The organism is Massilia aerilata (assembly GCF_042656905.1).
Classification (GTDB): domain Bacteria; phylum Pseudomonadota; class Gammaproteobacteria; order Burkholderiales; family Burkholderiaceae_D; genus Telluria; species Telluria aerilata.
In genome coordinates, this window is sequence record NZ_JBHSMZ010000009.1 from 18,035 (window position 1) to 41,213 (window position 23,179).

Genomic DNA, 23,179 nt, shown 5'->3' on the forward strand with positions numbered 1-23,179 from the left:
TGCAACTTGGATTCCCGCCTGCGCGGGAACGACGTTTACGGGCTAGCTTACAGCTCGCACATCACATGACCGTTACTGTCGATACGATTCCCATAAGCCGCGATCCACGCCGCAAAAAAGCTGCGCAAGAAACCGCGACCCGGCTTGCACAAAGCCGGCAGGGACATCGACTGATCGAAGGTACTGGATTGGTGGGACATGGTTCACCTTGGCTGAATGGCTTACGTTGGTGACCATGGTAGAGACCTGCCGCTATGTCGTCCAATGACATGTTCTGATGCCCGCCATCATCGCAGGAAATGGCTGGCATCCCCATCACGCCTCAGCTATCAAGGTGCGAAATAAGCGCCTGCGTCGGCGATGATAACGAGGACGGGCGCGCATGGTGCACGTCCACCGACACCCCCACCGCCATGATGTCGATGAGGAGCAGCTGCAGCACCCGCGAGATCATCGAGAGGAAGCTGGTGTTGTCCTCGGGGTGGTCGACCGCCAGCACCACGCTGGCGCGCTTGGCCAGCGGCGACTGGCTGCTGCTGATCGCGATGACGTCGGCGCCGGCCGCGCGCGCCTTGTCGACGGCCGCCAGCAGCTCGGGGAGGCGGCCCGAATTCGAGATCGCCACCACCACGTCGCCCGGTCCGAGCAGGTCGGCCGCAAGGCTGAACAAATGCGAGTCGCCGTACAGCGCGGTCGGGATACGGAAGCGGAAGAACTTGTGCTGGCCGTCCAGCGCCACCACGCGCGCATTCCCCATCGCGTAGAACTCGATGCGCCTGGCGCGGCTCACCAGTTCGATCGCGCGGTCGATCGCGCGTACGTCCAGCTGGTCGCGGAATTTCAAAATCGCCGACACGGTGTTGTCGATCACCTTGGCCGACAGGTCGTGCGTGCTGTCGCTGTGGCGCACCTGGCTATGGCGCACCGGGATCGAACCGGTCAGCGAACTGGCGAACTTCAGCTTGAAGTCGGCCAGTCCCAGGAAGCCCAGCGAGCGGCAGAAGCGGATCACGGTCGGCTGGCTGACGTCCGCCAGTCTGGCGATGCCGGCGATCGGCTCGTTCAGCACCAGGCGCGGCTGCTCCAGCACCAGGCTGGCGACGCGCTGCTCGGCCGGGGTCAGCTCGGGCTGCAGCTGGCGGATGCGGTCCATCAGCGTGTTGTCGCCGCTGCGCCCGCGCAGGTGCTCGGACAGGATATTCGCGACGCCGTCGAAGGCCACGTGCGGCGTGCTGATGACATAGGTCGGGATGTCGGCAATGTAGCTTGAAAAGCGTCCCTTGGCTTCGAAGCGGGTGCGGAAGGGCGAGGTCTTGAACCACTCGCCCAGGCGCGGCACGATGCCGCCGCCGATGAAGATGCCGCCGAAGGCGCCCAGGGTCACCGCCAGGTTGGCCGCGGCGCCGCCCAGCATGCCGCAGAAGCATTCCAGCACTTCCAGGCACAGCGGGTCCTTCCCTTCCAGCGCGGCGGCGATGATGCCGGCCGAGTCGCGCGGCGGCGCATCGATACCATTGCGTTCCGCCAGCGCACGATGAATGATCTCCATGCCGGGGCCGGAGATCAGGCGCTCGTTCGATACGTGGGTCCACTCGCGCCAGGCGGTCTGCAGTATCGCGAACTCGCGCTCGTCGCTGGGCGCGAAGTTGACGTGGCCGCCCTCGCTGCCGAGGGTGACGAAGCCGTCCACGGTCGGGATGCCGCCGGAAACGCCCAGGCCCGTGCCCGGCCCCAGCACGCCCAGCACCGCATGCGGCGCCGGCTTGCCCGGCCCCACCTGCATCAGGTCTTCGCCCTTCAAGCCCGGGATCGCCATCGCCAGCGCCGTGAAGTCGTTGACGATCAGGAGCGTGGTGAGGCCCAGCTCGCGCCGCACGGCGTCGGTCGAGAAGGCCCAGGGCCGGTTGGTCATGCGGACGTAGTCGCCGTCGACCGGATTGGCCAGCGCCAGCGCCGCATGGTTCAGACGCAGGTCCTCGTGTTCGGACAGATAGAAGCGGAGCAGCGGGACGATGCCGTCGAAATCGTCGCAACGCAGCACCCGCACCGAACGGTAGGCGCCGGGCGCGGTCTGCAGGGCGAAGCGCGCGTGGGTCGCGCCGATGTCGGCCAGCAGGCGCGGGCCGTCGGCAAAGGCGGTGCGGGCGTGTTTGCTGTCGGTCGCCACCTGCTCCTGCATCGCTCAGGCCTGTTCAGCGATGCTGCCGAACCAGCCACCGTAAGGCGGCAGGATCACGGTGGTGCCGGAGACCTCCCCTTCCAGGCCGTGGCCTTCGAGCCTGGCCGCACCGGCCGCGTCCGGCCACTCGAAGCGCAAGGGTGCATCGGTCACGTTGAACACGGCCAGCACCGAGGGGTAGCCCGGCAAGTCGCGGCGCAGCGCCAGCGCCTGTTCCGGCACGTCGAAGAAGACGATCTCGCCTCGCGTGATCTGCGGCATGCTGCGGCGCCAGTGGATGATCTTGCGCTGGAAGTTCAGCATCGACTGCGGGTCCTTGTCCTGCAGGTCTTCCGCCAAGGCCAGGTGCTCGGCCGGCACCGGCAGCCAGGGCGTGCCGGTCGTGAAGCCGCCATTCGCATCGGCGGCCTTCCACGGCATCGGCGTGCGGCAGCCGTCGCGGCCCTTGAACTCGGGCCAGAAGGTGATCCCGTAGGGGTCCTGCAGCAGTTCATACGGGACGTCGGCTTCCGGCAGCGCCAGCTCGTCGCCCTGGTACAGGCAGGGCGTGCCCTTCAGCGACAGCTGCAGGGCCAGCACCAGCTTGGACAGCGCCGGCGTGAATTCACCCGCGGACCAGCGGGTGGCGACACGAATCGCATCGTGGTTGCCGACCGACCAGGAAGCCCAGCCATCCTTCACGCGCGCGTTGAATTCCTCGACCTGCTTGCGGATATGGGCGCTGTTGAACTGCGGCGTCAGCAGGTTGAAGCTGTAGGCCATGTGCAGCTTGTCGCCGCCTTCGGTGTACTCGGCCATCTGGGCCAAAGCATCGTCGGACGAGACTTCGCCGATCGACACCGCGCCGAATTCGTCCAGCAGGGCTCGCACCTTCTGCAGGAAGGCGATGTTCTCGGGCTGGGTCTTGTCGTGGATGTGGGCCTGCATGCCGTAGGGGTTCACGTCGGTGACGGTCGAGGTGTCGCGCACCAGGGCCGGCGGATTGCTGCGCAGCTGCCGGTCGTGGAAGTGGAAGACGCAGGCGTCCATGCGCACGCCATCGACGCCGCGTGCCAGCCAGAAGCGCAGCGCATCCAGGTGGGCCTGCTGCACTTCCGGATTATGGAAGTTGAGCTGCGGCTGGCTGACCAGGAAGTTGTGCATGTAGTACTGCTTGCGGCGCGTATCCCACTGCCACGCCGAGCCGCCGAACACCGACAGCCAGTTGTTGGGCGGGTTGCCGTCCGCGAGCGGCTCGGACCAGACATACCAGTCGGACTTCGGATTGTCGCGGCTGGAACGGCTCTCGACGAACCACGGATGCGCATCCGCGGTGTGCGACATGACCTGGTCGATCATGATCTTCAGGCCGACACTATGCGCCTTGGCGATCAGCGCGTCGAAGTCGGCCAGGCTGCCGAACAGCGGATCGACGTCGCAGTAATCCGAAATGTCGTAGCCGAAGTCCTTCTGCGGCGACTTGAAGAAGGGGGACAGCCAGACGATGTCCACGCCCAGGCCGGCGATGTAATCGAGCCTGGCGGTGATGCCCGGCAGGTCACCGACGCCGTCGCCGTTGGTGTCGAGATAGCTGCGCGGGTAGACCTGGTAAATGATGGCTTCTTTCCACCACGGATTCTGAGCGTCGGAAGGGTTCGTCATGATGATGTCCGATTAGTAAATTTTTTACGCAATATACAGCATCAAAACTGCGATGACAATCGTGCCTGAAATCGGTGATTTCATTAAATCCTCTTTTAAATCATTGACTTATAATTTTTAAGACTGAAGAATAATTGGCACTGTAGTAGTCAAACTACACATTCAATGTTAGGGTGGCGATCTTGCTGAAGAAGTTCTTGTTGCCAAGTTAAGCAGGGTTGCATAGCATCCCATCACTTCGGAGACGCTCAATGACCCAAAACCCCCCGCCGGCCAAGACCGGCCGCATGCCGCGCCAGATCCCCTTCATCATCGCCAACGAAGGCTGCGAGCGCTTCAGCTTCTACGGCATGCGCAACATCCTGACGCCCTTCCTGATCTCCTCGCTGCTGCTGTTCCTGCCGGAGCTTGATCGCGCCGGCGAAGCGAAGCACGTGTTTCATACTTTCGTCATCGGCGTCTACTTCTTCCCGCTGCTTGGCGGCTGGCTGGCCGACCGCTACTTCGGCAAGTACAACACGGTGTTCTGGCTCAGCCTCGTCTACTGCGCCGGCCACGCCTGCCTGGCCGCTTTCGAGAGCAATCTGCAGGGCTTCTACCTGGGCCTGTTCCTGATCGCGCTCGGCTCGGGCGGCATCAAGCCGCTGGTCGCGTCGTTTGTGGGCGACCAGTTCGACCATACCAACAAGGACAAGGCCAAGGTGGTGTTCGACGCTTTCTACTGGATCATCAACTTCGGCTCCTTCTTCGCCTCGCTGCTGATGCCGATCTTCCTGCGCGACTACGGCGCGGCGGTGGCCTTCGGCATCCCGGGCATCCTGATGTTCATCGCCACCCTGGTGTTCTGGAGCGGCCGCAAGAAGTACGTGCACGTGCCGCCGAGCGCCGCCAATCCGCACTCCTTCCTCAACGTGGCCAGGAGCGCGCTGCTGGCGAAACGCGATGGCGAAGGCCGTCCGGGCCTGGCGGTGGCCAGCGTCGGCGCGGTGGGCGCCATCGTTTCGCTGGCGATGACGCCGAGCTGGGGCTTCGTGATCGCCGCCTGCACCGCGCTGGTGCTCCTGCTGGCCTTCGGCGGCATCGGCGTCTCGCTGCAGCTGGAGCGTGCGCGCGGCCTGCATCCGGACGATGCGGTGGACGGCGTGCGCGGCGTGCTGCGCGTGCTGATCGTGTTCGCGCTGGTGACGCCCTTCTGGTCCCTGTTCGACCAGAAGGCCTCGACCTGGATCGTGCAGGCCAATTCGATGCTGCGCCCCACCCTGTCGCTGTTCGGCGGCGAGTTCCGCTTCGAGCCGGCGCAGATGCAGGCCCTGAATCCGCTGCTGGTGATGCTGCTCATCCCCTTCAATAACTTCGCCATCTTCCCGCTGCTGCGCAAACTCGGCTGGGAGCCGACCGCGCTGCGCCGCATGACGGCCGGGATCGCGCTGTCCGCCCTGTCCTGGGTCGCGATCGGCAGCATCCAGGTGGCGATGGACGGCGGCACGCCGGTCTCGATGGCCTGGCAGATCCTGCCCTATGCCCTGCTGACCATGGGCGAGGTGCTGGTCTCGGCCAGCGGTCTCGAATTCGCCTACAGCCAGGCGCCAAGTTCGATGAAGGGCGTGATCATGGCCTTCTGGTACCTGGCGGTGACGGTCGGCAGCCTGTGGGTGCTGATCGTCAACGCCAGCGTCAAGAACGAGGCCGTGCTCGGCCACATCGCCAATACCGGCCTGGGCGTGATGGCCTTCCAGATGTACTTCTTTGCGGCTTTCGCCTTCATTGCCGCTCTCGTATTCGGCTGGTACGCAACGCGCTACCGCATGGTCAACAACTACAGGTCCGACCTGACCGCCTGATTTTTGAAACAAGCTATTTCGATGACAAGAACCACCACCACCGCCGGCCTGCTGGCCCTGCTGGCCTCCGCCGGCGCCCACGCCGCCATTTCGCCGGACGCCTGCGACAGCAAGGCCTTTCAAATCGTGCTGTCGCCTTCGGCGGCCAGCTTCGATGCGCGCGCCGTCTGGCTCGACCGCCGCCTGCTCACCCTCCCCGGCGCTCCGGCGGATGGCGTTTTCAAGCTCTACCACTCCCCGGCCGGTTCGATCGCCGCACCGGTCGGCGGCAAGGTGGCGGGCAGCATGGGGGCGCTGACCCTCGGCCTGTTCCAGGGCAGCGTGCCGCCAGCGCTGGCGGAACGCTTCAAGTGGGTCGGCGCCGGTCCGGTGCTGCAGGTGAGCGATGCCGACGCCCTGAAGATGGGCGAGCTGCATCGCCAGCAGCTGGTGCTGGTGCAGGAAGATGCGCAGGGCATCGTGCGCGCGGCCACGCGCGTGCAGGTGGCGGGCGCGCTGGACGACCTGTATGCGGCGGCCGGCAAGCTGGAAAAGCTGGGCGTCGACGTCGCCGACAAGCGCACCGGATTTACCGTCTGGGCGCCGACCGCCCAGCAGGCCGCGGTCTGCATCTACAACACGGGCGCCTCGACGGCGCGTGCGGTCTACCAGATGCGCTTCGACCCGGCCACCGGCGCCTGGGCTGCGCAAGTCGCCGGTGACCTGAGCGGCAAGTACTACAAGTACGCGGTCGACGTGCCGGTCGATGGCGCAGGCATCGTGCGCAACCTGGTCACCGATCCCTACTCCGTCAGCCTCACCACCGATTCGAAGCGCAGCTACATCGCGCGCCTGGATGCGCCGAAGCTGAAACCTGCCGGCTGGGATGCGGCGCCGGCGCCGCAGACGGTCAGGAACCCGACCGACATGGTGGTCTACGAACTGCACGTGCGCGACTTCTCGATCAACGACCGCAGCGTGCCCGAACACCTGCGCGGCAAGTACGCCGCCTTCAGCCGCGCCGAATCGAACGGCATGCGCCACCTGGCCGCGCTGGCGAAGAGCGGCCTGACCGACATCCACCTGCTGCCGGTGTACGACATCGGCAGCGTGCCGGAAGTCGGCTGCGCCGTGCCGAAGCCGTCGGGCGCGCCGGACGGCGATGCCCAGCAGGCCCTCGTGAAAAAGACCGCGGAAACCGACTGCTTCAACTGGGGCTACGACCCCTACCACTACAACGCGCCGGAAGGCAGCTACGCCACCAACCCGGCGGACGGCGCCCGCCGCGTGGTCGAATTCCGCGAGATGGTCGACAGCCTGCACAAGCTCGGCCTGCGCGTGGGCATGGACGTGGTGTTCAACCACACCTTCAGCGCCGGGCAAGTTGAAAAATCGGTGCTCGACCGCGTGGTGCCCGGCTACTACCACCGCCTGAACGCGGCGGGCGGCATCGAACGCTCGACCTGCTGCGACAACACGGCCACCGAAAATCGCATGATGGGCAAGCTGATGATCGATTCGGTGGCCCTGTGGGCGACCCAGTACAAGATCGATTCCTTCCGCTTCGACCTGATGGGCCACCAGCCGCGCGCCGTGATGGAGCAGCTGCAGCAGCACGTCAACGCGGCCGCCGGCCGCCAGGTGCAGTTGCTCGGCGAAGGCTGGAACTTCGGCGAAGTCGCCGACGGCGCGCGCTTCGTGCAGGCCTCGCAGCTGTCCCTGAACGGCAGCGGCATCGGCACCTTCAACGACCGCACCCGCGACGCCGTGCGCGGCGGCTCGGCCGGCGACTCGGGCGAGGCACTGTTCGCGCGCCAGGGCTGGATCAACGGCCTGGGGTATGCTCCGAATGGCCACGACGGCAAGCATGATGCGAATTCCTCTCTACCTGAACTGCTGCGCGCCGCCGACATGGTGCGCGCCGGCCTGGCCGGTTCGCTGCGCAGCTATCAGCTGCAGACCTTCGACGACAGGACCGTGCCGCTGGAGCGCATCGACTATGGCGGCCAGCCGGCCGGCTACGCGAGCGAGCCCTTGGAGGTGGTGAACTACGTCGAGAACCACGACAACCAGACCCTGTACGACATCGACGTGTTCAAGCTGCCGGCATCGACCTCGAGCCAGGACCGCGCCCGCGTGCAGGTGCTGGCCATGGCCGTCGACGCCTTCGCCCAGGGCATCGCCTACTACCACGCCGGCATCGACGTGCTGCGCTCGAAGTCCCTGGACCGCAACAGTTTCAATTCGGGCGACTGGTTCAACCGCCTGGACTGGACCTACCAGGACAACTACTTCGGCACCGGCCTGCCCCCTAGCGAGGACAACGGCAAGGACTACGCGCTGATCAAGCCGCTGCTGGCCAACCCCGCCTTCAAGCCCGCGCCCGCCGACATCGCCTTTGCGCGCGACGCCTTCCGCGACCTGCTGACCATCCGCGCCAGCTCGACCCTGTTCCGGATGCCGAGCGCCGCGGAGATCCGCCGCCGCCTGCGCTTCTTCAACACCGGCTCGACCCAGAACCCGGCCGTGGTCGCGGCCTCGCTGAACGGCGAAGGCTATCCGGGCGCGGGGTTCAAGAGCATCAGCTACTTCATCAACGTCGACAAGATCGGCCACACCGTCACCGACGAACAGGCCGCCGGCAAGGCGATGCGCCTGCATCCGGTGTTCCTGGCACCGAATGCGGCGGACAAGCGCGCGACGCAGGCGACGTTCGATCCGGCGACCGGGTCGTACAGCGTTCCGCCAAGGACAGCAGTCGTATTTGTGGAGGACTGACGTAGGGTGGGCACTCCGTGCCCACGCGGCGGTAGCATCATGCAATCGTTACGCGTGGGCGCGCAATTCAGGCCGAGGCCTGAATTGCGCCACCCTACGGCCGAATACGGCCATCATCACGGCCACCGCCGTGCACAACCAGCCAAACACATCGCCGATCCGGCTGTACAAGGTCGCGCCTGGCGCCGCCGCCGGCACCCGCCCCAGCATCGCCACACCCGGCAGCGGCGCCGACGCCTTCTCCAGCACCACGCGCCCATAGGCATCGCTGATCGTCAGCAGCCCCTCGCGCGAGGCCCGCACCATGGCCACGCCGCTTTCCACGCCGCGCATGGCGGACAGGCGTGCCGCGTATTCGCCGTCCTCGCCGAAGTCCCAGGCCGGCACCAGCAGCGCCTGCGCGCCCAGGCCCGCGTAGGCGCGGCCCATCTCCGCGAAGTGGGCGTCCTTGCAGACCGCCAGGCCATAGCGGGTCCCGTGAATGGCCTGCACATCGAAGGCGGCGCCGGCAAGGTAATCGCGCTCGGGCGGCGCCAGGTGGTGCTTGACGTAGTCGGCAGCCAGGCTGCCGTCGGGTGCGAACAGCCACTGGTGGTTGGTGGTGCGGCCATCGTCGATGCCCACGCCCAGGCTCAGCCAGACCTGGCTGCGAACCGCAAGCTTTGCCATCCGCCGGCGCAACTGCGCGGCAGCGTCGGGCGCCAGCACCGCGATCTTCTCCGGCAGCAGCACGAGGCGCGCGCCATGCCCGGCCAGTGTTTCCACATGGCGCTCGTACTGCGACCAGATGCGCTCCACCTGTGCGGCCGGCACGCGCGGGCCGATGAAATCGTCGATCGAGGCCAGGCCCACCAGCGCTCCCTGCGGCGCCGCCGATGACGGGATGCGCGCAAGCCCGAAGCCGAAACAGGCGAGCGTCAAGACCGCCGCCAGGCTCAAAGGCCAGCGCGCCGCGCGCCAACCGCGCACCGCCGCAAAGGCCAACACCACAGGCGCCAGCGACAGCACGAACACCAGCCCGGCCACGCCCAGCAAGGATGTGATCTGCAGCGCCGGCGCGAAGCCGGCCTGCGAATACGCGAGGCTGGGCCAGTTGCCGTCCGGGTGCAGGTGGGCGAGCAAGGTATCGAGCGCGCACCACAGCAGCGGATAGGCCAGCACCGCCCAGGGAGAAGCGCTTGCCGCCATCACGCGGCGCGCCTGGCACACCACCAGCGCCCACAGCAGCGCCAGCAGCACCATCGACAGCAAGGCGGCCGGCAGCGGCATCACGGTGGAAAAATAGTGCAGGCTGGCGCTGGCGGCGATCAGCCCGGCCAGCAGCGACCAGACGAAGGCCCTGCGCGCCGTGCTGCGCAGGACGGCCGCCAGCAGCGGCGCCGGCGCCACCCAGGCCAGCCACCACACGGGGTGCAGGCCGAAACTCCAGCGCATCAGCAGCCCGCCGGTAACCGCCAGGCCCAGGCCGATCGCATCGTCTCTCGTCATGCGCATGCTTCAATCCTTGCGTGTAAAACCGTCGGCGCTCCAGGCTTCGCTGCCGACGCCGTGGCGGACCGTGAACAGGCCGTCCGGATCGTAGCGCTGCTTGATCTCCAGGAGCTTCGCGTAATTGGGTCCCCAGTAGGCGTCCTGCCAGCGCTGCTGGAAGAAGTCGCTCTCGGAGACGTAGGCGCCGGCGTTCGGCGCCACCTTGCGCAGCTCGTTCATTGCGCCGCGGACGGCGGAGGCGCGCCGGCGCGCCTCCGCATCGTTCGGGTGGGCGCCCGGCATGCCGGGATAGGCGGGGTCGCCGCCGCCGGCGATGATCGCCAGCGCGAAGGCATCGAGCACGCTGGGGTGGGTGGCGGTGTTGCGGGTCCGCTCCAGGGCCTCCTGCGGCGCCCCAGCGATGCCCTTGTTGAAGTGCAGCTCGACCCACCACTTGTTCGAGGCGGCGCACAGGCTGTCCACCAGCCGCGCCTGCGCGCCCTCGTCCAGCAGCGCGGCCGGCAGCCAGGTCGATTCGTAGCCGTGGATGTACCAGCCGGCCTGGCCGCGGTCGCCCTGCCACACGGCATGGTGGCTTGGGGCGCCATCGCGATCGTCCTTCGCCATGATGCCGGGCGCGGTCTTGGCCCAGAAGTCGGCATCCCAGAAGCGGCGCGCCGGCACCGCCATGATCGTCGGCTCCTGGAACGTGTAGTCTTCGCTGGCGCGCAGCCAGTCGAGGAAGGGCGCCCACACCGCCTGCGCCTGGGCACGGTCGAGTCCCTGGAACACCATCGCCAGGTGCAGCTTCCTGCCCTCGCGCAGCGACACCTGTTCGCCCCAGTGCTGGTTGAACAGGCGCTCGCGGTAGAAGGCGATGAAGCGTGTGACCAGGGTTTTGAAGGCGGCGTCGCTGGTGGCCGTGATATCGCCGAACACGCCGCCGAAAAATTCGGGCAGCTCGTGGGTGCGCAGCGTCATGCGCGTGACCACGCCGAAGGTGCCGCCGCCACCGCCCTTGATGGCCCAGAACAGTTCCGGGTTGGTGTAGACGTTGGCGATGCGTATTTGGCCGTCGGCGGTGACGATTTCCGCTTCGAGCAGGCTGGCCGCCGCGGTCCCCCAGCGCTTCGAGAAGCTGCCGAAGCCGCCGCCCTGCACCAGTCCCGGCACGCCGACGGTGGTGCAGCCGCCGCCCTGCACATAGCGGCCGGCCTTGGTGGTCACGGCGGTGTAGGCGTCGATCCACATGGCGCCGGCGCCGATGCGCACGGCCGGCATCGCGTCCGCCTCGGTGCCGCCTTGCGGGATGAAGGCGTCGAGCACGCTGACCTCGTTCATGGCGCGCGGCCACACCAGCAGCGAATCCGGCGCGTTCGAGCCGCCCTTGTAGCTGTGGCCGCCGCCTTTCACGACCAGGCGCAGCTTGTGGGTGCGGGCGAAGTCGACGGCGGCGGCGATGTCGGCCGTCTGGCGCGCCGCCACCGCATAGGCGCTGGGCTGCGACAGCCAGGCGTCCTGCCAGCCGCTGGTCTGGGTCAGCGCGGGATTGTCGCCGATGGCGTAAGGGTTCTTCAGTTGCTCGCGCAATGTAGCGCAGCTGGCTGCATCGGCCGCGCATCCGGCGAAGGGCGAGGCCAGCTTCAGCAAGCGCCCCGAGGTCGCGCGCCGCAGGCCGTCCCACTCGGCGGCGCTGGGCCAGCCGGCGGCGCCGGGGCGCACGCGCGCGCGCAGCGCCTTTGCATTCGCGGGTCCGGCCAGCCCGGGCAGGCCGCCCGCCGCCAGCGCCGCGCCCAGGGATGCCTTCAATACTTCGCGTCGTTTCATCTTCGCCTCTTTTTATTGGTTTGTGCAGGCAAGGATGAATCAGGCCGACAGGGCGGGCAAACGCTTTGTGGCGAAACGGGATTGCGTGGGGGCGAACCGGTGTCCAGGCGGCGCGAAGGCGGACAACGAGGCCATCGAAAAAATCCTCGAAAATGACCAAACTCCACATAATAGAAATTTATATTGCTATCAAATAGAAGTTAATGCTACATTTAACTAGCAATATCAATCCGATAACATCAACAAGGAGAATGCATGCTGCCCGCGCATCCCCGCCTGTTACGTCTCGCCATCCTTCCCGCCGCCCTGTGCGCCGCCTTGTACGCGCATGCCCAGCAGACGCCCCAGGTCGAAGTCCAGGGCAGTACCGCCAACTACAATGCGCGCCGCGACGACACCGCGATGAGGATCGTCGTCGGCCACGACGAGATCGTGCGCTATGGGGACACGAACCTGCTCGATGTCCTGAAGCGCATCCCTGGCGTGATCGTGAACGGCGCCGCCGGCCGTGGCGGCGAGATCCGCATGCAGGGCCTGGGCAGCGGCTATACGCAGGTGCTGGTGAACGGCGAGCGTCCGCCGGGCGGCATGCAGGCCGACACCCTGGCGCCCGACACCGTCGAACGTATCGAGGTTCTACGCGCGCCAAGCGCCGAGTTCTCGAATGAAGGGATCGCCGGGACCATCAACATCGTGCTGAAGAAAGCGGCGTCCAAGCCGCAGCGCGAGCTGAAGCTCGGCTACGGCGTCGGGCGCGACACGCACAGCCCGAGCGCCAGCCTGCACCTTGCCAATCGCCGCGATGCCTTCACCTGGGATGTGGCGGGCAGCCTGGTACACGACCGCTTCCGCGGCGAAGTCCCGGGCCGCGAGGAAGAAGCCGACGCAGCCGGCCGCCGGACCATGCTGCGCACCACCGCCGGCCACGAGGATGGCCGCATGACGACGCTGAACCTGGCGCCCAAGCTAGGCTGGAAGCTGGACGGCGACATGCTGGAGCTGGAGAGCTACCTGAACCTCAACCGCTTCCGCGTCGATGTGAACGCGCCCACCGCGACCCTGCTCGGCCCCTTGCCGGCCTATCCGGACAAGCGGATCGCCATGGACAACGACAACGACACCGTGCGCAGCATGCTGCACTGGATGCACGCGCTGGAATCCGGCGCCAGGCTGGATGCGAAGCTGGGCGTCTCCGCCGGCCGCACCGACAACATCAGCACGCGCACGGCGGGCGGCAATCCGCAAGTCGCGCCGCTGACCCGCACGATCGCTTCGCGCGGTCGCGACCGCGGGCTCCGCACCAGCGGCAAGCTGACCGTGCCGCTGATCGAGGCCCATGCCCTGGCCGTCGGCTGGGAAGGCGCTTACGACCGCCGTAGCGACGCGCGCCGCGAGACCGATTATCTGGATCCGGCCGCGACTATCCCCGGCGGGGACGAACATTACAGCGGCCACGTCGCCCGGCTGGCAGCCTATGCGCAGGACGAATGGCAGCTCACGCCGCAACTGGCGGCCTACCTCGGCGCACGCTGGGAAGGGGTGCGCATCCACGCGGACGGGAGCAGCTTCGGCAGTGCGCGCTCGCAGTCCGGCGTCTTCAGCCCTGTGCTGCAGCTGCTCTACAAGCTGCCGGGCACGAAAGAAGACCAGCTGCGCCTGGCCCTCTCACGCACCTACAAGGCGCCCGGCATGGACAGCCTGCTGCCGCACCGCTACATCTCGGTCAACAACAGCCCCGCCGAGCCGGACACCGAGGGCAACCCGAAGCTGAAGCCAGAACTGGCGCTCGGCCTCGACGCCGCCTGGGAGCACCACTGGGCCGAGGGCGCGATGCTGTCGCTGAGCGCATCCACGCGCCGCATCGACGACTACGCGCGCTCGCTGGTTTTATTCGATGGTCGGCGCTGGATCTCGCTGCCGTCGAACGTCGGCAAGGCGCGCACCCACAGCCTGCAGCTGGAGACCGGCTTCCCGCTGCCCGCCTTGATCGACGGCGCACCGCCGCTGGAACTACGCGCCAACGTGGCGCGCAACTGGTCCAGCGTGGATGGGGTGCCGGGGCCGGACAACCGGCTCGACGAGCAGGTGCCGCTGTCGGCCAATGCCGGCGTGGACTACCAGGGCGAACGGATGACGGCGGGCGCGAACTTCGGCTTCCGCAGCGGCGGGCGGGTTGCGGTGGCGGCCAACCAGGCGGTCTGGCTGCACGCCCGGCGCGAGCTGGAACTGTATGCGGCGTGGCGCCTGGACCAGACCAGCCAGCTGCGCATCAGCGCCGCCAACCTGCTGGGCATGGACATGGTCAACGAGCGCAGCTACCTGGACACGGCCAGCGGCGCGCTGCTGCGCAGCCGGGTCGTCAACGTCGGGCATCCGAGCCTGAAACTGACGCTCGAATCCAGGTTCTGAACCCGCCGCGGCTAGAAGAAGACCGCCGGCCTGGCCAGGGCCGAGGTCAATGCGCACAGCATGATCAGCGTGGCCATGATCGCCAGGGTCTTGACGTCATCCGGGTGCATCATGATGCTCTCCAATGGGGGCCTGGGTCCTCCATTGTGTGGTGCCGTACGGAAACGTTTATTGATCCAGCTCGCTTACTGTGTTGCGTCCTTGTAGACCAGTTGTACCAGCGCGTCGTTGCCGAGCGTCTTGTCATGCAGGGGCGGCACAAAGGTGTAGCCGCCGTTCGCCACCGCCAGCGCGACGCGGCGCTCGCCGTCGATCAGCGTTGCCGAGGCCAGCGGCCGCTGCGTGATGAAATGGGTCGACACGTTTTTCGAACCGCATGGCCCGCCCAGTGTACGGAACAGGGTGCGCCTGGCGAAGGACAGCTCGTCGCGCTCGACCACCCAGCGAATCTCGCACTCCAGCCGCAGGTCGCCGAGGCGGCGCGTGTCCGGCGGCAGGCCGGGCGTGGTCACCTGCGGGCGCCAGCGCGCCCCGCCCTTCTTCACGTTCAGCAGCAGCTCGGCATCGGTGGTTTCGAAGGCCGGCAGGCGCGGCAGCGCGAAGCTGTTGTCCTTGGCGACCGGCACCGGGACCGAGTCGTCGGCGTTGGCGATCCGCAGGCTCAGGTCCTTCGCCGGCGTGCCGGGCGGCGGCAGCAGCAGGAAGCGGAAGTCCGCGTTCGGCGCCAGCGCCTTGAACTCCTCGACCACGCTATAACTCTTCAACATGGTGCGGTAGGACTTCAGCTCCGGATCGCGTACCGAGGAGACCTTGACCACCGGCGGCGCCTTGTCGGTATCGTCGGCGTGGACCGGCATGGCGGCGGAGGCCAGCACCAGCAGGGGCAACAGATAGCGCTTCATCGTCGTCAGATATCGAGGTGGGAAATCAGCAGGCGCCGGCGCTCGCTGTCGCCCTCGCCATTCTCGCCATTCTCCTGGCCCAGCGAGATCCCGACCGCCATGATGTCGATGAGGAGCAGCTGCAGGATGCGCGAGATCATCGACAGGAAGGTGGTGCTGTCTTCGCTGTGGTCGACCGCCAGGCAGATGCTGGCCTTCCTTGCCAGCGCCGATTTGCTGCTGGTGATGGCGATGACGTCGGCGCCGGCCGCGCGCGCGGTATCGACCGCGGACAGCAGCTCGGGCAGCTGGCCGGTGGTCGAAATCGCGATCACGACGTCGCCCGGTCCCAGCAGCTCGGCGGCAAGTGCGAACAGATGCGAGTCGCCGTAGGACGAGGTCGGGATGCGGAAGCGGAAGAATTTATGTTGACCGTCCAGCGCCACCACGCGCGAATTCCCCATCGCGTAGAACTCCACGCGCTTGGCGCGGCGCAGGATTTCGATGGCGCGGTCGATCGAGTTCACGTCCAGCTGGTCGCGGAACTTCAGGATCGCCGACACCGTGTTGTCGATGACCTTGGCCGACAAGTCGTGCGTGCTGTCGGTCATGCGCACCTGGCTGTGGCGCACCGGGATGGTGCCGGTCAGGCTGCCCGCGAATTTCAGCTTGAAGTCGGCCAGGCCGGAAAAGCCCAGCGAGCGGCAGAAGCGGATCACGGTCGGCTGGCTCACATCCGCCAGCTTCGCGATCTCGGCGATCGGCTCGGACAGCACCTTGCGCGGGTGCACCAGCACCAGGGTCGCGACGCGCTGCTCGGCCGGCGACAGCTCGTGCTGCAGATGCTGCACCCGCTCCATCAGCGTGTTCGCGCCGGTGCGGCCGCGCAAATGCTCCGATAAGATGCTCGCGACGCCGTACAGCGCCGGATTCGGCGTCATGATCACATAGGTCGGGATCTGCGCCAGGTAGTCGGAGAAACGGCCCTTGGCTTCGAAGCGGGCGCGGAAGGGCGAGCTCGCGAACCAGGGCGCGATGCGCGGCACGATGCCGCCGCCGATGAAGATGCCGCCGAAGGCGCCCAGCGTCACCGCCAGATTCGCGGCAGCGCCGCCCAGCATGCCGGCGAAGCATTCGAGCACTTCCAGGCACAGCGGATCGTGCTGCTCGAGCGCGCAGTTCGCGATGTCCGCGGCCGTGCGTGCGGGCGCCTGCACGCCGTTGCGCTGGGCCAGTGCGCGGTAGATGATCTCCATGCCGGGGCCGGAGATCAGGCGTTCGTTCGACACGTGCTGCCATTCGCGCCAGGCGTACTGCAGGATCGCGAACTCGCGCTCGTCGGCCGGCGCGAAGTTGACGTGGCCGCCCTCGCTGCCGAGGGTGACGAAACCATCCACGGTCGGGATCACGCCGGACACGCCCAGGCCCGTGCCCGGGCCCAGCACGCCGGACACCGCATGCGGCTGCGGCTTGCCGCCGCCGATCTGCAGCAGCTCGTCCGGCTTGAAGCCCGGCAGCGCCATCGCCAGCGCCGTGAAGTCGTTCACGATCAGCAGCGTCGTAAGACCCAGGGTGCGCCGCACCTCGTCGGTCGAGAACTGCCAGTCGCGGTTGGTCATGCGGATGAAGTCACCGCTGATCGGATTCGCCAGCGCGAAGGCGGCATGGCTGATCCGCACGCCGCCCGTCTGCGCCAGGTAGGCGTTCAACAACGGGACGATGCCCGGGTAGTCGTCGCACAGCAGCACGGCGACGTTGCGCAGCACGCCGGGCGCGCTTTCCAGCGCAAAGCGCGCATGGGTCGCGCCGATGTCGGCCAGCAGGCGCGGACCGTCGGCATAGGCGGCGCGGGGTTGCTTTTGTTCGGTGATGTCGGGCTCAATGGTCATTGCCATAGAATACCATTGATTGAATGGCACCAAAACAGTGAGACAGTCGTTCCCGCGTCCTTCGTCGTCGTTCCCTGCTCCTTCTTCGTCATCCCCGCGTAGGCGGGGATCCAAGTTCTCTCAGCCTTATCGCAACGCTGGCAAACTTGGGTTCCCGCCTGCGCGGGAACGACGGGTGGCTACTCCGCCTGCGCCGGCTGCGGCGCCCGCGCCCCTTCCACCTTCACGTGCGGCATGAACAGCAGGATCACCAGCCCCGCCAGCACGATGACGGTGCCGGCGCCGAAGATGTTGGCGATGGCCTGGCGGTAGACCTCGCGCATGGCCGGCGCCAGCACGGTGCCGGTGCCGGCGCTGGCCGCGGCTTCGATGCCGTGGGCGTGCAGCTGGTGCGCCAGGATCGCGCCGGAGCCGGTCACGCCGAGCAGGCCGCCGAGCGAGCGGAAGAAGGTCAGCATGGCGGTGCCGACGCCGCGCCGCGCCACCGGCAGTGCGCTCTGCACGACGATGGTCATGTTCGGCATCACCAGGCCCAGGCCCGCGCCGAGGAAGAAGATCGGCGGTTCGATGAACAGGTAGCCGCGGCCCGTGGCCATGGCCCAGGTCAGCGCGGCGAAGGCGGCCACCGCCACCGCCAGGCCGGCCACCTGCACTTCCTTGTACTTGCCGGCGCGCGCCACCGCGCGGCCGATCAGGGCCGAGGCAATGATCATCCCCACCATCATCGGCACCGTCAGCATGCCGGAATGCGCCGGGCTGGCGCCCATCACCAGCTGGAAGTAGAGCGGGAAGAACACGCTCGATCCCATCAGGCCGACGAAGCTCAGCGCCATCACCGCGCTGGCCAGGTTGAACACCCGGTTGCCGAACAGGTCGGGCGGCAGCACCGGCTCGGCGGCGCGGCGCAGGTGCACCACCAGCCAGGCGCCCAGCACCACGGTCAGCAGCGCGCAGACCTTGATCTCGAAGGCATCCCATGGCCACTCGGTGCCGCCCAGGGCCAGGATCAGCAGCAGCGAGACGATGCTGGTGGTCAGCAGGACCGAGCCGAGATAGTCGATGCGGTGGGCGTGCGTGATGACGGGTTTGCGCAGCGAGCGCGCGATGGCCCAGCAGGCGAATGCCCCCACCGGCAGGTTGATGAAGAAGATCCAGTGCCAGGACAGCAGGTCGGTCATGAAGCCGCCCAGCACCGGCCCCAGCACGCTGGTGACGGCGAACACGATCGCGATCGAGCCCTGGCGCCTGGCGCGGTCCTGCGGCGCCACCAGGTCGGAGATGATGATCTGGGCCAGCGGCATGAAGCCGCCGGCGCCCATGCCCTGGATGGCGCGGAACACGATCAGTTGCGTCATGCTGCCGGCCAGGCCGCACAGCACCGAGCCAACCAGGAAGGTGGCGAGCGCGGTGAAGATCATCGGCCGGCGGCCGTACTGGTCGGCCATCTTGCCGTACAGGGGCATGGTGGCGGTCGAGGCCAGCACGTAGGCGGTCACCACCCACGACAGGTGGGCCATGCCGCCGAGGTCGGAGACGATGCGCGGCAGGGCCGTGGCGACGATGCTCTGGTCGAGCGCGCCCAGGCCGAGCACGGCCATCAGGGCGAAGTAGACGGACCGGATCTCCTTTTCGGTGACCGGCGCGGGGGCGGTAATGGGCGGAATCTGGTTCATGGCCTCATCTTACGACAAGACCAGAACGGCTTCAGGCGTGGCGTGCGGCCCGCGCCGCCAGCCACGCCAGCAGCGCGCCGGCGGCCAGCACCGCCGCGCTCAGGCCGAAGCTGGCACGGTAGCCGCTGGCGTCGAACAGGATGCCGCCGAGGGTCGCGCCGGCGGCGATCGCCAGCTGCACCACGGCCACGATCAGGCCACCGCCCGCTTCCGCATCCCGCGGCAGGGTGCGCGCCAGCCAGGTCCACCAGCCGACCGGCGCCGACGTCGCCACCAGGCCCCAGAGGGCCAGCAAAACCGCCGTCGCAGGCACCGAGGCGCCGGCAAGCATCAGCGCCAGACCGATCGCCGCCATGATCACCGGGATGACCACCAGGGTGCGGTACAGGTGCTTTTCCAGCACGCCGCCGATCAGCGTCGTGCCGATGAAACCGGCCACGCCGACCACCAGCAGCATCCCCGACAGCCCCGACACGCCCAGCCCGGTCACGCTCTCGAGGAAGGGCCGCAGGTAGGTGAACAGCGCGAACTGCCCCATGAAGAACAGCGCCACGCCCGCCATCCCCAATGCCACCACGGGGCGGCGCAGCAAGCGAAAAGCGTCGCCGGCCCCGGCCCCGCCGGCCACATGCATCTTCGGAAGGCTGAACAGCTTCCAGGCGAAAGCGATGGCGGCCACCGGCACCACGGCGAAAAAGGCGCCGCGCCAGCCGACGATCCCGCCCAGGAAGCTGCCCAGCGGCGCCGCCACCACGGTCGCCAGGGCGTTGCCGCCGTTGACGATGGCCAGCGCGCGCGGCACCTGATGCTCGGGCACCAGGCGCATCGCGGTGGCCGCCGACATTGACCAGAAGCCGCCGATCGCCACGCCGATGAAGGCGCGGCCGATCATGAAGACCGTGTAGTCGGGTGCGAAGGCAGCGACGGTGCCCGACACCATCATCATCAGGGTCAGCGCCAGCAGCAGCAGTTTGCGGTCGAGCCGCCCGGCCAGCGGCGCGATGAACAGGCTGGTGACCAGGGCAAAGGCGCCGGACACCGAGATCGCCTGCCCGGCCTGGCCTTCGCTGATGTGCAGATCCGCCGCGACGGGCGTCAGCAGGCTGACCGGCATGAACTCGGACGCCACCAGCACGAAGGCGCCGAGCGCCATCGCGAACACCGCGCCCCACGCCGCCGGTCTGCTTTCCGCTTCGGCCTCTACGGCAGTCACGCGCATGTCCATGCGGTCCTCCTTATGCCGCCGCCAGCGTGGCGCTGTCGATCACGAAGCGGTACTTCACGTCGCCGGCGAGCATGCGCTCGTAGGCGGCGTTGATCTCGTCCGCGCGGATCATCTCGATGTCGGCGACGATGCCGTGCTCGGCGCAGAAGTCCAGCATCTCCTGGGTTTCCGGGATCCCGCCGATCATCGAGCCGGCCAGCGCGCGGCGCTTCGCGATCAGCTTGAACACCTGCGGCGACGGGTGCGGCGTGGCCGGCGCGCCGACCAGCACCATGGTGCCGTCGCGCTTGAGCAGGTTCAGGTAGGCGTCGAGGTCGTGCGGCGCCGCGACGGTATTCACGATCAGGTCGAGCGTCCTGGCACGCGCGGCCATCGCCGCCGGGTCCTTCGACACCACCACTTCATGCGCGCCCAGCGCTTCCGCATCCCGGCGCTTCGATTCCGAGGTCGTGAATGCGACCACGTGCGCGCCCATCGCGCGCGCCAGCTTGACGCCCATGTGACCCAGGCCGCCGATGCCGACGATGCCGACCGTCTTGCCCGGACCGGCCTTCCAGTGGCGCAGCGGCGAATACGTGGTGATGCCCGCGCACAGCAGCGGCGCCACGGCGGCCAGCTGCTCTTCCGGGTGGTTCACGCGCAGCACGTAGCGCTCGTGGACGACGATCTGCTCGGAATAGCCGCCCAGCGTGTGGCCCGGTGCATCCGGAGTCGCGCCGTTGTAGGTGCCGACCATGCCGTCGCAATAGTTTTCCAGGCCGTCTTCGCAGTCGGCGCAGTGCCGGCAGCTGTCGACCATGCAGCCGACGCCGACCAGGTCGCCGACCTTGTACTTGTCGACATGCGCGCCGACCTTTGAAACGCGGCCGACGATCTCGTGGCCGGGAACGCAGGGATACAGGGTGCCGGCCCACTCGGCGCGCACTGTGTGCAGGTCGGAGTGGCAGACGCCGCAAAAGGCGATGTCGATCTGGACGTCATGGCGGCCCGGCGCGCGGCGGGTGATGTCCATGGCTTCGAGCGGCTTGTCGGCAGCGTGGGCGCCGTAGGCTTTCACAGTCATGTTGACTCCTTCATTGACAAAGGGAGGCATGATAAGAGCAAAAGCACCAATAAAACGGACCAGGAATTACATGGGCTTATGAATGCAGCTCATGAATCGCATACTTGATTAGAGTTACACTGTCATCAATGGCCCGAGAAAACATCAACGACATCCTCGTCTTCCTCGCCGTCGCGCGCGAACGCAGCTTCACGCGCGCGGCGGCCAAGCTCGGCATGACGCAATCGGCGCTCAGCCACATCATCCGCGGACTCGAAGAGCGCTTGGGCGTGCGCCTGCTGACCCGCACCACGCGCAGCGTCTCGCCCACCGACGCCGGCGAACGCCTGCTGCAGAACGTCGGGCCGCGCCTGGAAGAGATCGAGGCGGAGATCGCCGCCGTCAGCGACCTGGGCGACAAGCCGGCCGGCACCATCCGCATCACGGCCATCGACCACGTGGTCGACAGCGTGCTGTGGCCGCGCATCGCACCGCTGCTGCCGCAATACCCGGACCTGCATATCGAGATGAGCGCGGACTACCGCCTGGTCGACATCGCCGCCGAGCGCTACGACATCGGCGTGCGCTGGGGCGACCAGGTCGAGAAGGACATGATCGCGGTGCGCCTGTCGCCGGATGTGAAGATGATGATCGTGGCCGCACCGGCCTATTTCGCGCACCGCCCAAGGCCGGCGTCCGCGCAGGACCTCATGAAGCACAACTGCATCAGCCTGCGCCTGGCCAGCAGCGGCGGCCTGTATGCCTGGGAGCTGCGCCACGAAGGCCAGGACCTCGAGCTGCGGGTGCGCGGCCAGCTGGTCTTCAACAGCGCCTACCAGATCCTGCATGCGGCGCTCGACGGCTGCGGCCTGGCCTTCATCCCGGAAGACCTGGCGGGCGAGCACGTGCGCGCGGGACGCCTGGCGAGCGTGATGGAGGACTGGTGCCCGACCTTCCCGGGCCTGCACGCCTATTACCCGAGCCGGCGCCAGAATTCGCGGGCGCTGGCGCTGGTGATCGAGGCGATCCGTCTCGCTTGATCCATCCGTGGCTGAGCAGAGGCCGCCAGCACGAAAATCGAAAACGCGCGAAAATAGCGGATTCCTTTTCAAATTCAAACACTTGCCATGTCCGATTCTGCAAGCTTGCATCTCCCGCGCCGTGTCGACATCAATCCGAAGCCGCTCGGCGTTTCGCTATTCCTCATCCTGGCCGGCGCCCTCTGGCTGGCGCAGGCCGTCAGCGTCAAACAGGCCGCGCTGTTCGTGGTCGGCGCCCTGCTCGGCCTCGCGCTGTATCACGCCGCCTTCGGCTTCACCTCGTCCTGGCGCGTGTTCATCGCGGACGGCCGCGGCGCCGGCCTGCGCGCGCAGATGATCATGCTGGCCGTCGGCGTGGCCCTGTTCTTCCCGGCGCTGTCCGCCGGCACGCTGTTCGGCAATCCGGTCGCCGGCCTGGTCTCGCCGGCGGGCACCTCGGTGGTCATCGGCGCCTTCCTGTTCGGCATCGGCATGCAGCTGGGCGGCGGCTGCGCCTCCGGCACGCTGTACACGGTCGGCGGCGGCAGCACGCGCATGATCGTGACCCTGCTCGCGTTCATTGCCGGCTCGGTGATCGCCACCGCGCACATGCCCTTCTGGACTTCGCTGCCGCAACTGAAGCCGGTCTCGCTGGTGAAGGAACTGGGCCTGGCGCCGGCGCTGCTGCTCAACTGGCTGGTGTTCGCGGCCATCGCCGCCATCACGGTGGTGGTCGAAAAGCGCCGCCACGGCAAGCTGGTCGCGCCGAAGCTGCCGGCCGAACGTGCATCGACCTGGCTGCATGGCCCGTGGCCACTGGTGGCCGGCGCCGTCGCGCTGGTGCTGCTCAACTTCGCCACGCTGGCGCTGTCGGGCCGCCCATGGGGCGTGACCTCGGCCTTCGCGCTGTGGGGCGCAAAAGCCGCGGCGGCCATCGGCATCGACACCGCCAGCTGGACCTACTGGTCGACCAAGGCGAATGCCGCTGCGCTGGCCGCGCCGGTGTGGAAGGACGTGACCTCGGTGATGGACATCGGCATCGTGCTCGGCGCCATGCTGGCGGCCGCGCTGGCGGGCCGCTACGCGCCGAAATGGAAGCTGCCGCTGCGCTCCTTCATCGCGGCCGTCGTCGGCGGCCTGATGCTGGGCTACGGCGCGCGCCTGGCCTACGGCTGCAACATCGGCGCCTACTTCAGCGGCATCGTCTCGGGCAGCCTGCACGGCTGGCTGTGGCTGGTGGCGGCGTTTGCCGGCAATGTGTTCGGCACGCGTCTGCGGCCCCTGTTCGGGCTGGAAGTCGAGCGTATCAAGCAGACCGGCTGCTGA

At 67.5% G+C, this 23,179-nt stretch carries 14 protein-coding genes; 5 read left to right on the plus strand and 9 right to left on the minus strand.

What is annotated here, in order from left to right; translation table 11 throughout:
- Positions 1 to 322 precede the first annotated feature (322 nt).
- Complete coding sequence (glk, locus tag ACFPO9_RS13970) at positions 323 to 2,167, minus strand: glucokinase (RefSeq protein WP_379771715.1); 1,845 nt, start codon at positions 2,165 to 2,167, stop codon at positions 323 to 325.
- 15 nt (positions 2,168 to 2,182) lie between these two features.
- Positions 2,183 to 3,820, minus strand: a complete 1,638-nt coding sequence (locus ACFPO9_RS13975; protein ID WP_379771717.1) for an alpha-amylase family glycosyl hydrolase — start codon at positions 3,818 to 3,820, stop codon at positions 2,183 to 2,185.
- Positions 3,821 to 4,107: 287 nt separating this feature from the next.
- Here ACFPO9_RS13975 and ACFPO9_RS13980 point away from each other — a divergent pair, with 287 nt between their 5' ends.
- A complete protein-coding gene (locus tag ACFPO9_RS13980; protein WP_379771838.1) occupies positions 4,108 to 5,661 on the plus strand; it encodes a POT-type proton-dependent oligopeptide transporter in 1,554 nt (517 codons plus the stop codon).
- 21 nt (positions 5,662 to 5,682) lie between these two features.
- Positions 5,683 to 8,418, plus strand: a complete 2,736-nt coding sequence (locus ACFPO9_RS13985) for an alpha-1,6-glucosidase domain-containing protein (RefSeq protein WP_379771718.1) — start codon at positions 5,683 to 5,685, stop codon at positions 8,416 to 8,418.
- A gap of 48 nt (positions 8,419 to 8,466) precedes the next feature.
- On the opposite strand, the gene ACFPO9_RS13990 is transcribed toward ACFPO9_RS13985, so the two are convergent.
- Complete coding sequence (locus ACFPO9_RS13990; protein WP_379771719.1) at positions 8,467 to 9,912, minus strand: nitrilase-related carbon-nitrogen hydrolase; 1,446 nt, start codon at positions 9,910 to 9,912, stop codon at positions 8,467 to 8,469.
- Positions 9,913 to 9,915: 3 nt separating this feature from the next.
- On the minus strand, positions 9,916 to 11,715 hold the full coding sequence (locus ACFPO9_RS13995) for an FAD-binding oxidoreductase (RefSeq protein ID WP_379771720.1): 1,800 nt from the start codon (positions 11,713 to 11,715) through the stop codon (positions 9,916 to 9,918).
- 255 nt (positions 11,716 to 11,970) lie between these two features.
- On the opposite strand from ACFPO9_RS13995, the gene ACFPO9_RS14000 reads away from it, so the two are divergent.
- Positions 11,971 to 14,124: a TonB-dependent receptor plug domain-containing protein gene (locus tag ACFPO9_RS14000; protein WP_379771721.1), complete on the plus strand. Its 2,154-nt coding sequence runs from the start codon at positions 11,971 to 11,973 to the stop codon at positions 14,122 to 14,124.
- A 185-nt stretch (positions 14,125 to 14,309) separates the two neighbouring features.
- Here the strand turns inward: ACFPO9_RS14000 and ACFPO9_RS14005 are convergent, their stop codons facing one another.
- From ACFPO9_RS14005 to ACFPO9_RS14025, 5 genes are all read right to left on the minus strand, one after another.
- The gene (locus ACFPO9_RS14005; RefSeq protein WP_379771723.1) at positions 14,310 to 15,026 is read right to left on the minus strand and encodes a hypothetical protein; all 717 of its coding nucleotides are present in this window, start codon (positions 15,024 to 15,026) and stop codon (positions 14,310 to 14,312) included.
- Between the two features lie 5 nt (positions 15,027 to 15,031).
- Positions 15,032 to 16,894 (minus strand): glucokinase, encoded by a 1,863-nt coding sequence (locus ACFPO9_RS14010; RefSeq protein ID WP_379771839.1) that lies wholly within the window; start codon positions 16,892 to 16,894, stop codon positions 15,032 to 15,034.
- A 179-nt stretch (positions 16,895 to 17,073) separates the two neighbouring features.
- Positions 17,074 to 18,567, minus strand: a complete 1,494-nt coding sequence (locus ACFPO9_RS14015; RefSeq protein WP_379771724.1) for an MDR family MFS transporter — start codon at positions 18,565 to 18,567, stop codon at positions 17,074 to 17,076.
- 31 nt (positions 18,568 to 18,598) lie between these two features.
- On the minus strand, positions 18,599 to 19,792 hold the full coding sequence (locus tag ACFPO9_RS14020; protein WP_379771726.1) for an MFS transporter: 1,194 nt from the start codon (positions 19,790 to 19,792) through the stop codon (positions 18,599 to 18,601).
- Between the two features lie 10 nt (positions 19,793 to 19,802).
- Complete coding sequence (locus ACFPO9_RS14025) at positions 19,803 to 20,855, minus strand: NAD(P)-dependent alcohol dehydrogenase (protein WP_379771728.1); 1,053 nt, start codon at positions 20,853 to 20,855, stop codon at positions 19,803 to 19,805.
- Between the two features lie 128 nt (positions 20,856 to 20,983).
- Here ACFPO9_RS14025 and ACFPO9_RS14030 point away from each other — a divergent pair, with 128 nt between their 5' ends.
- The gene (locus ACFPO9_RS14030) at positions 20,984 to 21,874 is read left to right on the plus strand and encodes a LysR family transcriptional regulator (RefSeq protein WP_379771729.1); all 891 of its coding nucleotides are present in this window, start codon (positions 20,984 to 20,986) and stop codon (positions 21,872 to 21,874) included.
- An 87-nt stretch (positions 21,875 to 21,961) separates the two neighbouring features.
- Positions 21,962 to 23,179 (plus strand): YeeE/YedE family protein, encoded by a 1,218-nt coding sequence (locus tag ACFPO9_RS14035; RefSeq protein WP_379771730.1) that lies wholly within the window; start codon positions 21,962 to 21,964, stop codon positions 23,177 to 23,179.

Coding starts and splice junctions, on each gene's coding strand:
- ACFPO9_RS13975 (WP_379771717.1), bottom strand. CDS start 3,820: ATGACGAACCCTTCCGACGCTCAGAATCCGTGGTGGAAAGAAGCCATC.
- ACFPO9_RS13980 (WP_379771838.1), top strand. CDS start 4,108: ATGCCGCGCCAGATCCCCTTCATCATCGCCAACGAAGGCTGCGAGCGC.
- ACFPO9_RS13985 (WP_379771718.1), top strand. CDS start 5,683: ATGACAAGAACCACCACCACCGCCGGCCTGCTGGCCCTGCTGGCCTCC.
- ACFPO9_RS13990 (WP_379771719.1), bottom strand. CDS start 9,912: ATGCGCATGACGAGAGACGATGCGATCGGCCTGGGCCTGGCGGTTACC.
- ACFPO9_RS13995 (WP_379771720.1), bottom strand. CDS start 11,715: ATGAAACGACGCGAAGTATTGAAGGCATCCCTGGGCGCGGCGCTGGCG.
- ACFPO9_RS14000 (WP_379771721.1), top strand. CDS start 11,971: ATGCTGCCCGCGCATCCCCGCCTGTTACGTCTCGCCATCCTTCCCGCC.
- ACFPO9_RS14005 (WP_379771723.1), bottom strand. CDS start 15,026: ATGAAGCGCTATCTGTTGCCCCTGCTGGTGCTGGCCTCCGCCGCCATG.
- ACFPO9_RS14010 (WP_379771839.1), bottom strand. CDS start 16,894: ATGACCATTGAGCCCGACATCACCGAACAAAAGCAACCCCGCGCCGCC.
- ACFPO9_RS14015 (WP_379771724.1), bottom strand. CDS start 18,567: ATGAACCAGATTCCGCCCATTACCGCCCCCGCGCCGGTCACCGAAAAG.
- ACFPO9_RS14020 (WP_379771726.1), bottom strand. CDS start 19,792: ATGGACATGCGCGTGACTGCCGTAGAGGCCGAAGCGGAAAGCAGACCG.
- ACFPO9_RS14025 (WP_379771728.1), bottom strand. CDS start 20,855: ATGACTGTGAAAGCCTACGGCGCCCACGCTGCCGACAAGCCGCTCGAA.
- ACFPO9_RS14030 (WP_379771729.1), top strand. CDS start 20,984: ATGGCCCGAGAAAACATCAACGACATCCTCGTCTTCCTCGCCGTCGCG.
- ACFPO9_RS14035 (WP_379771730.1), top strand. CDS start 21,962: ATGTCCGATTCTGCAAGCTTGCATCTCCCGCGCCGTGTCGACATCAAT.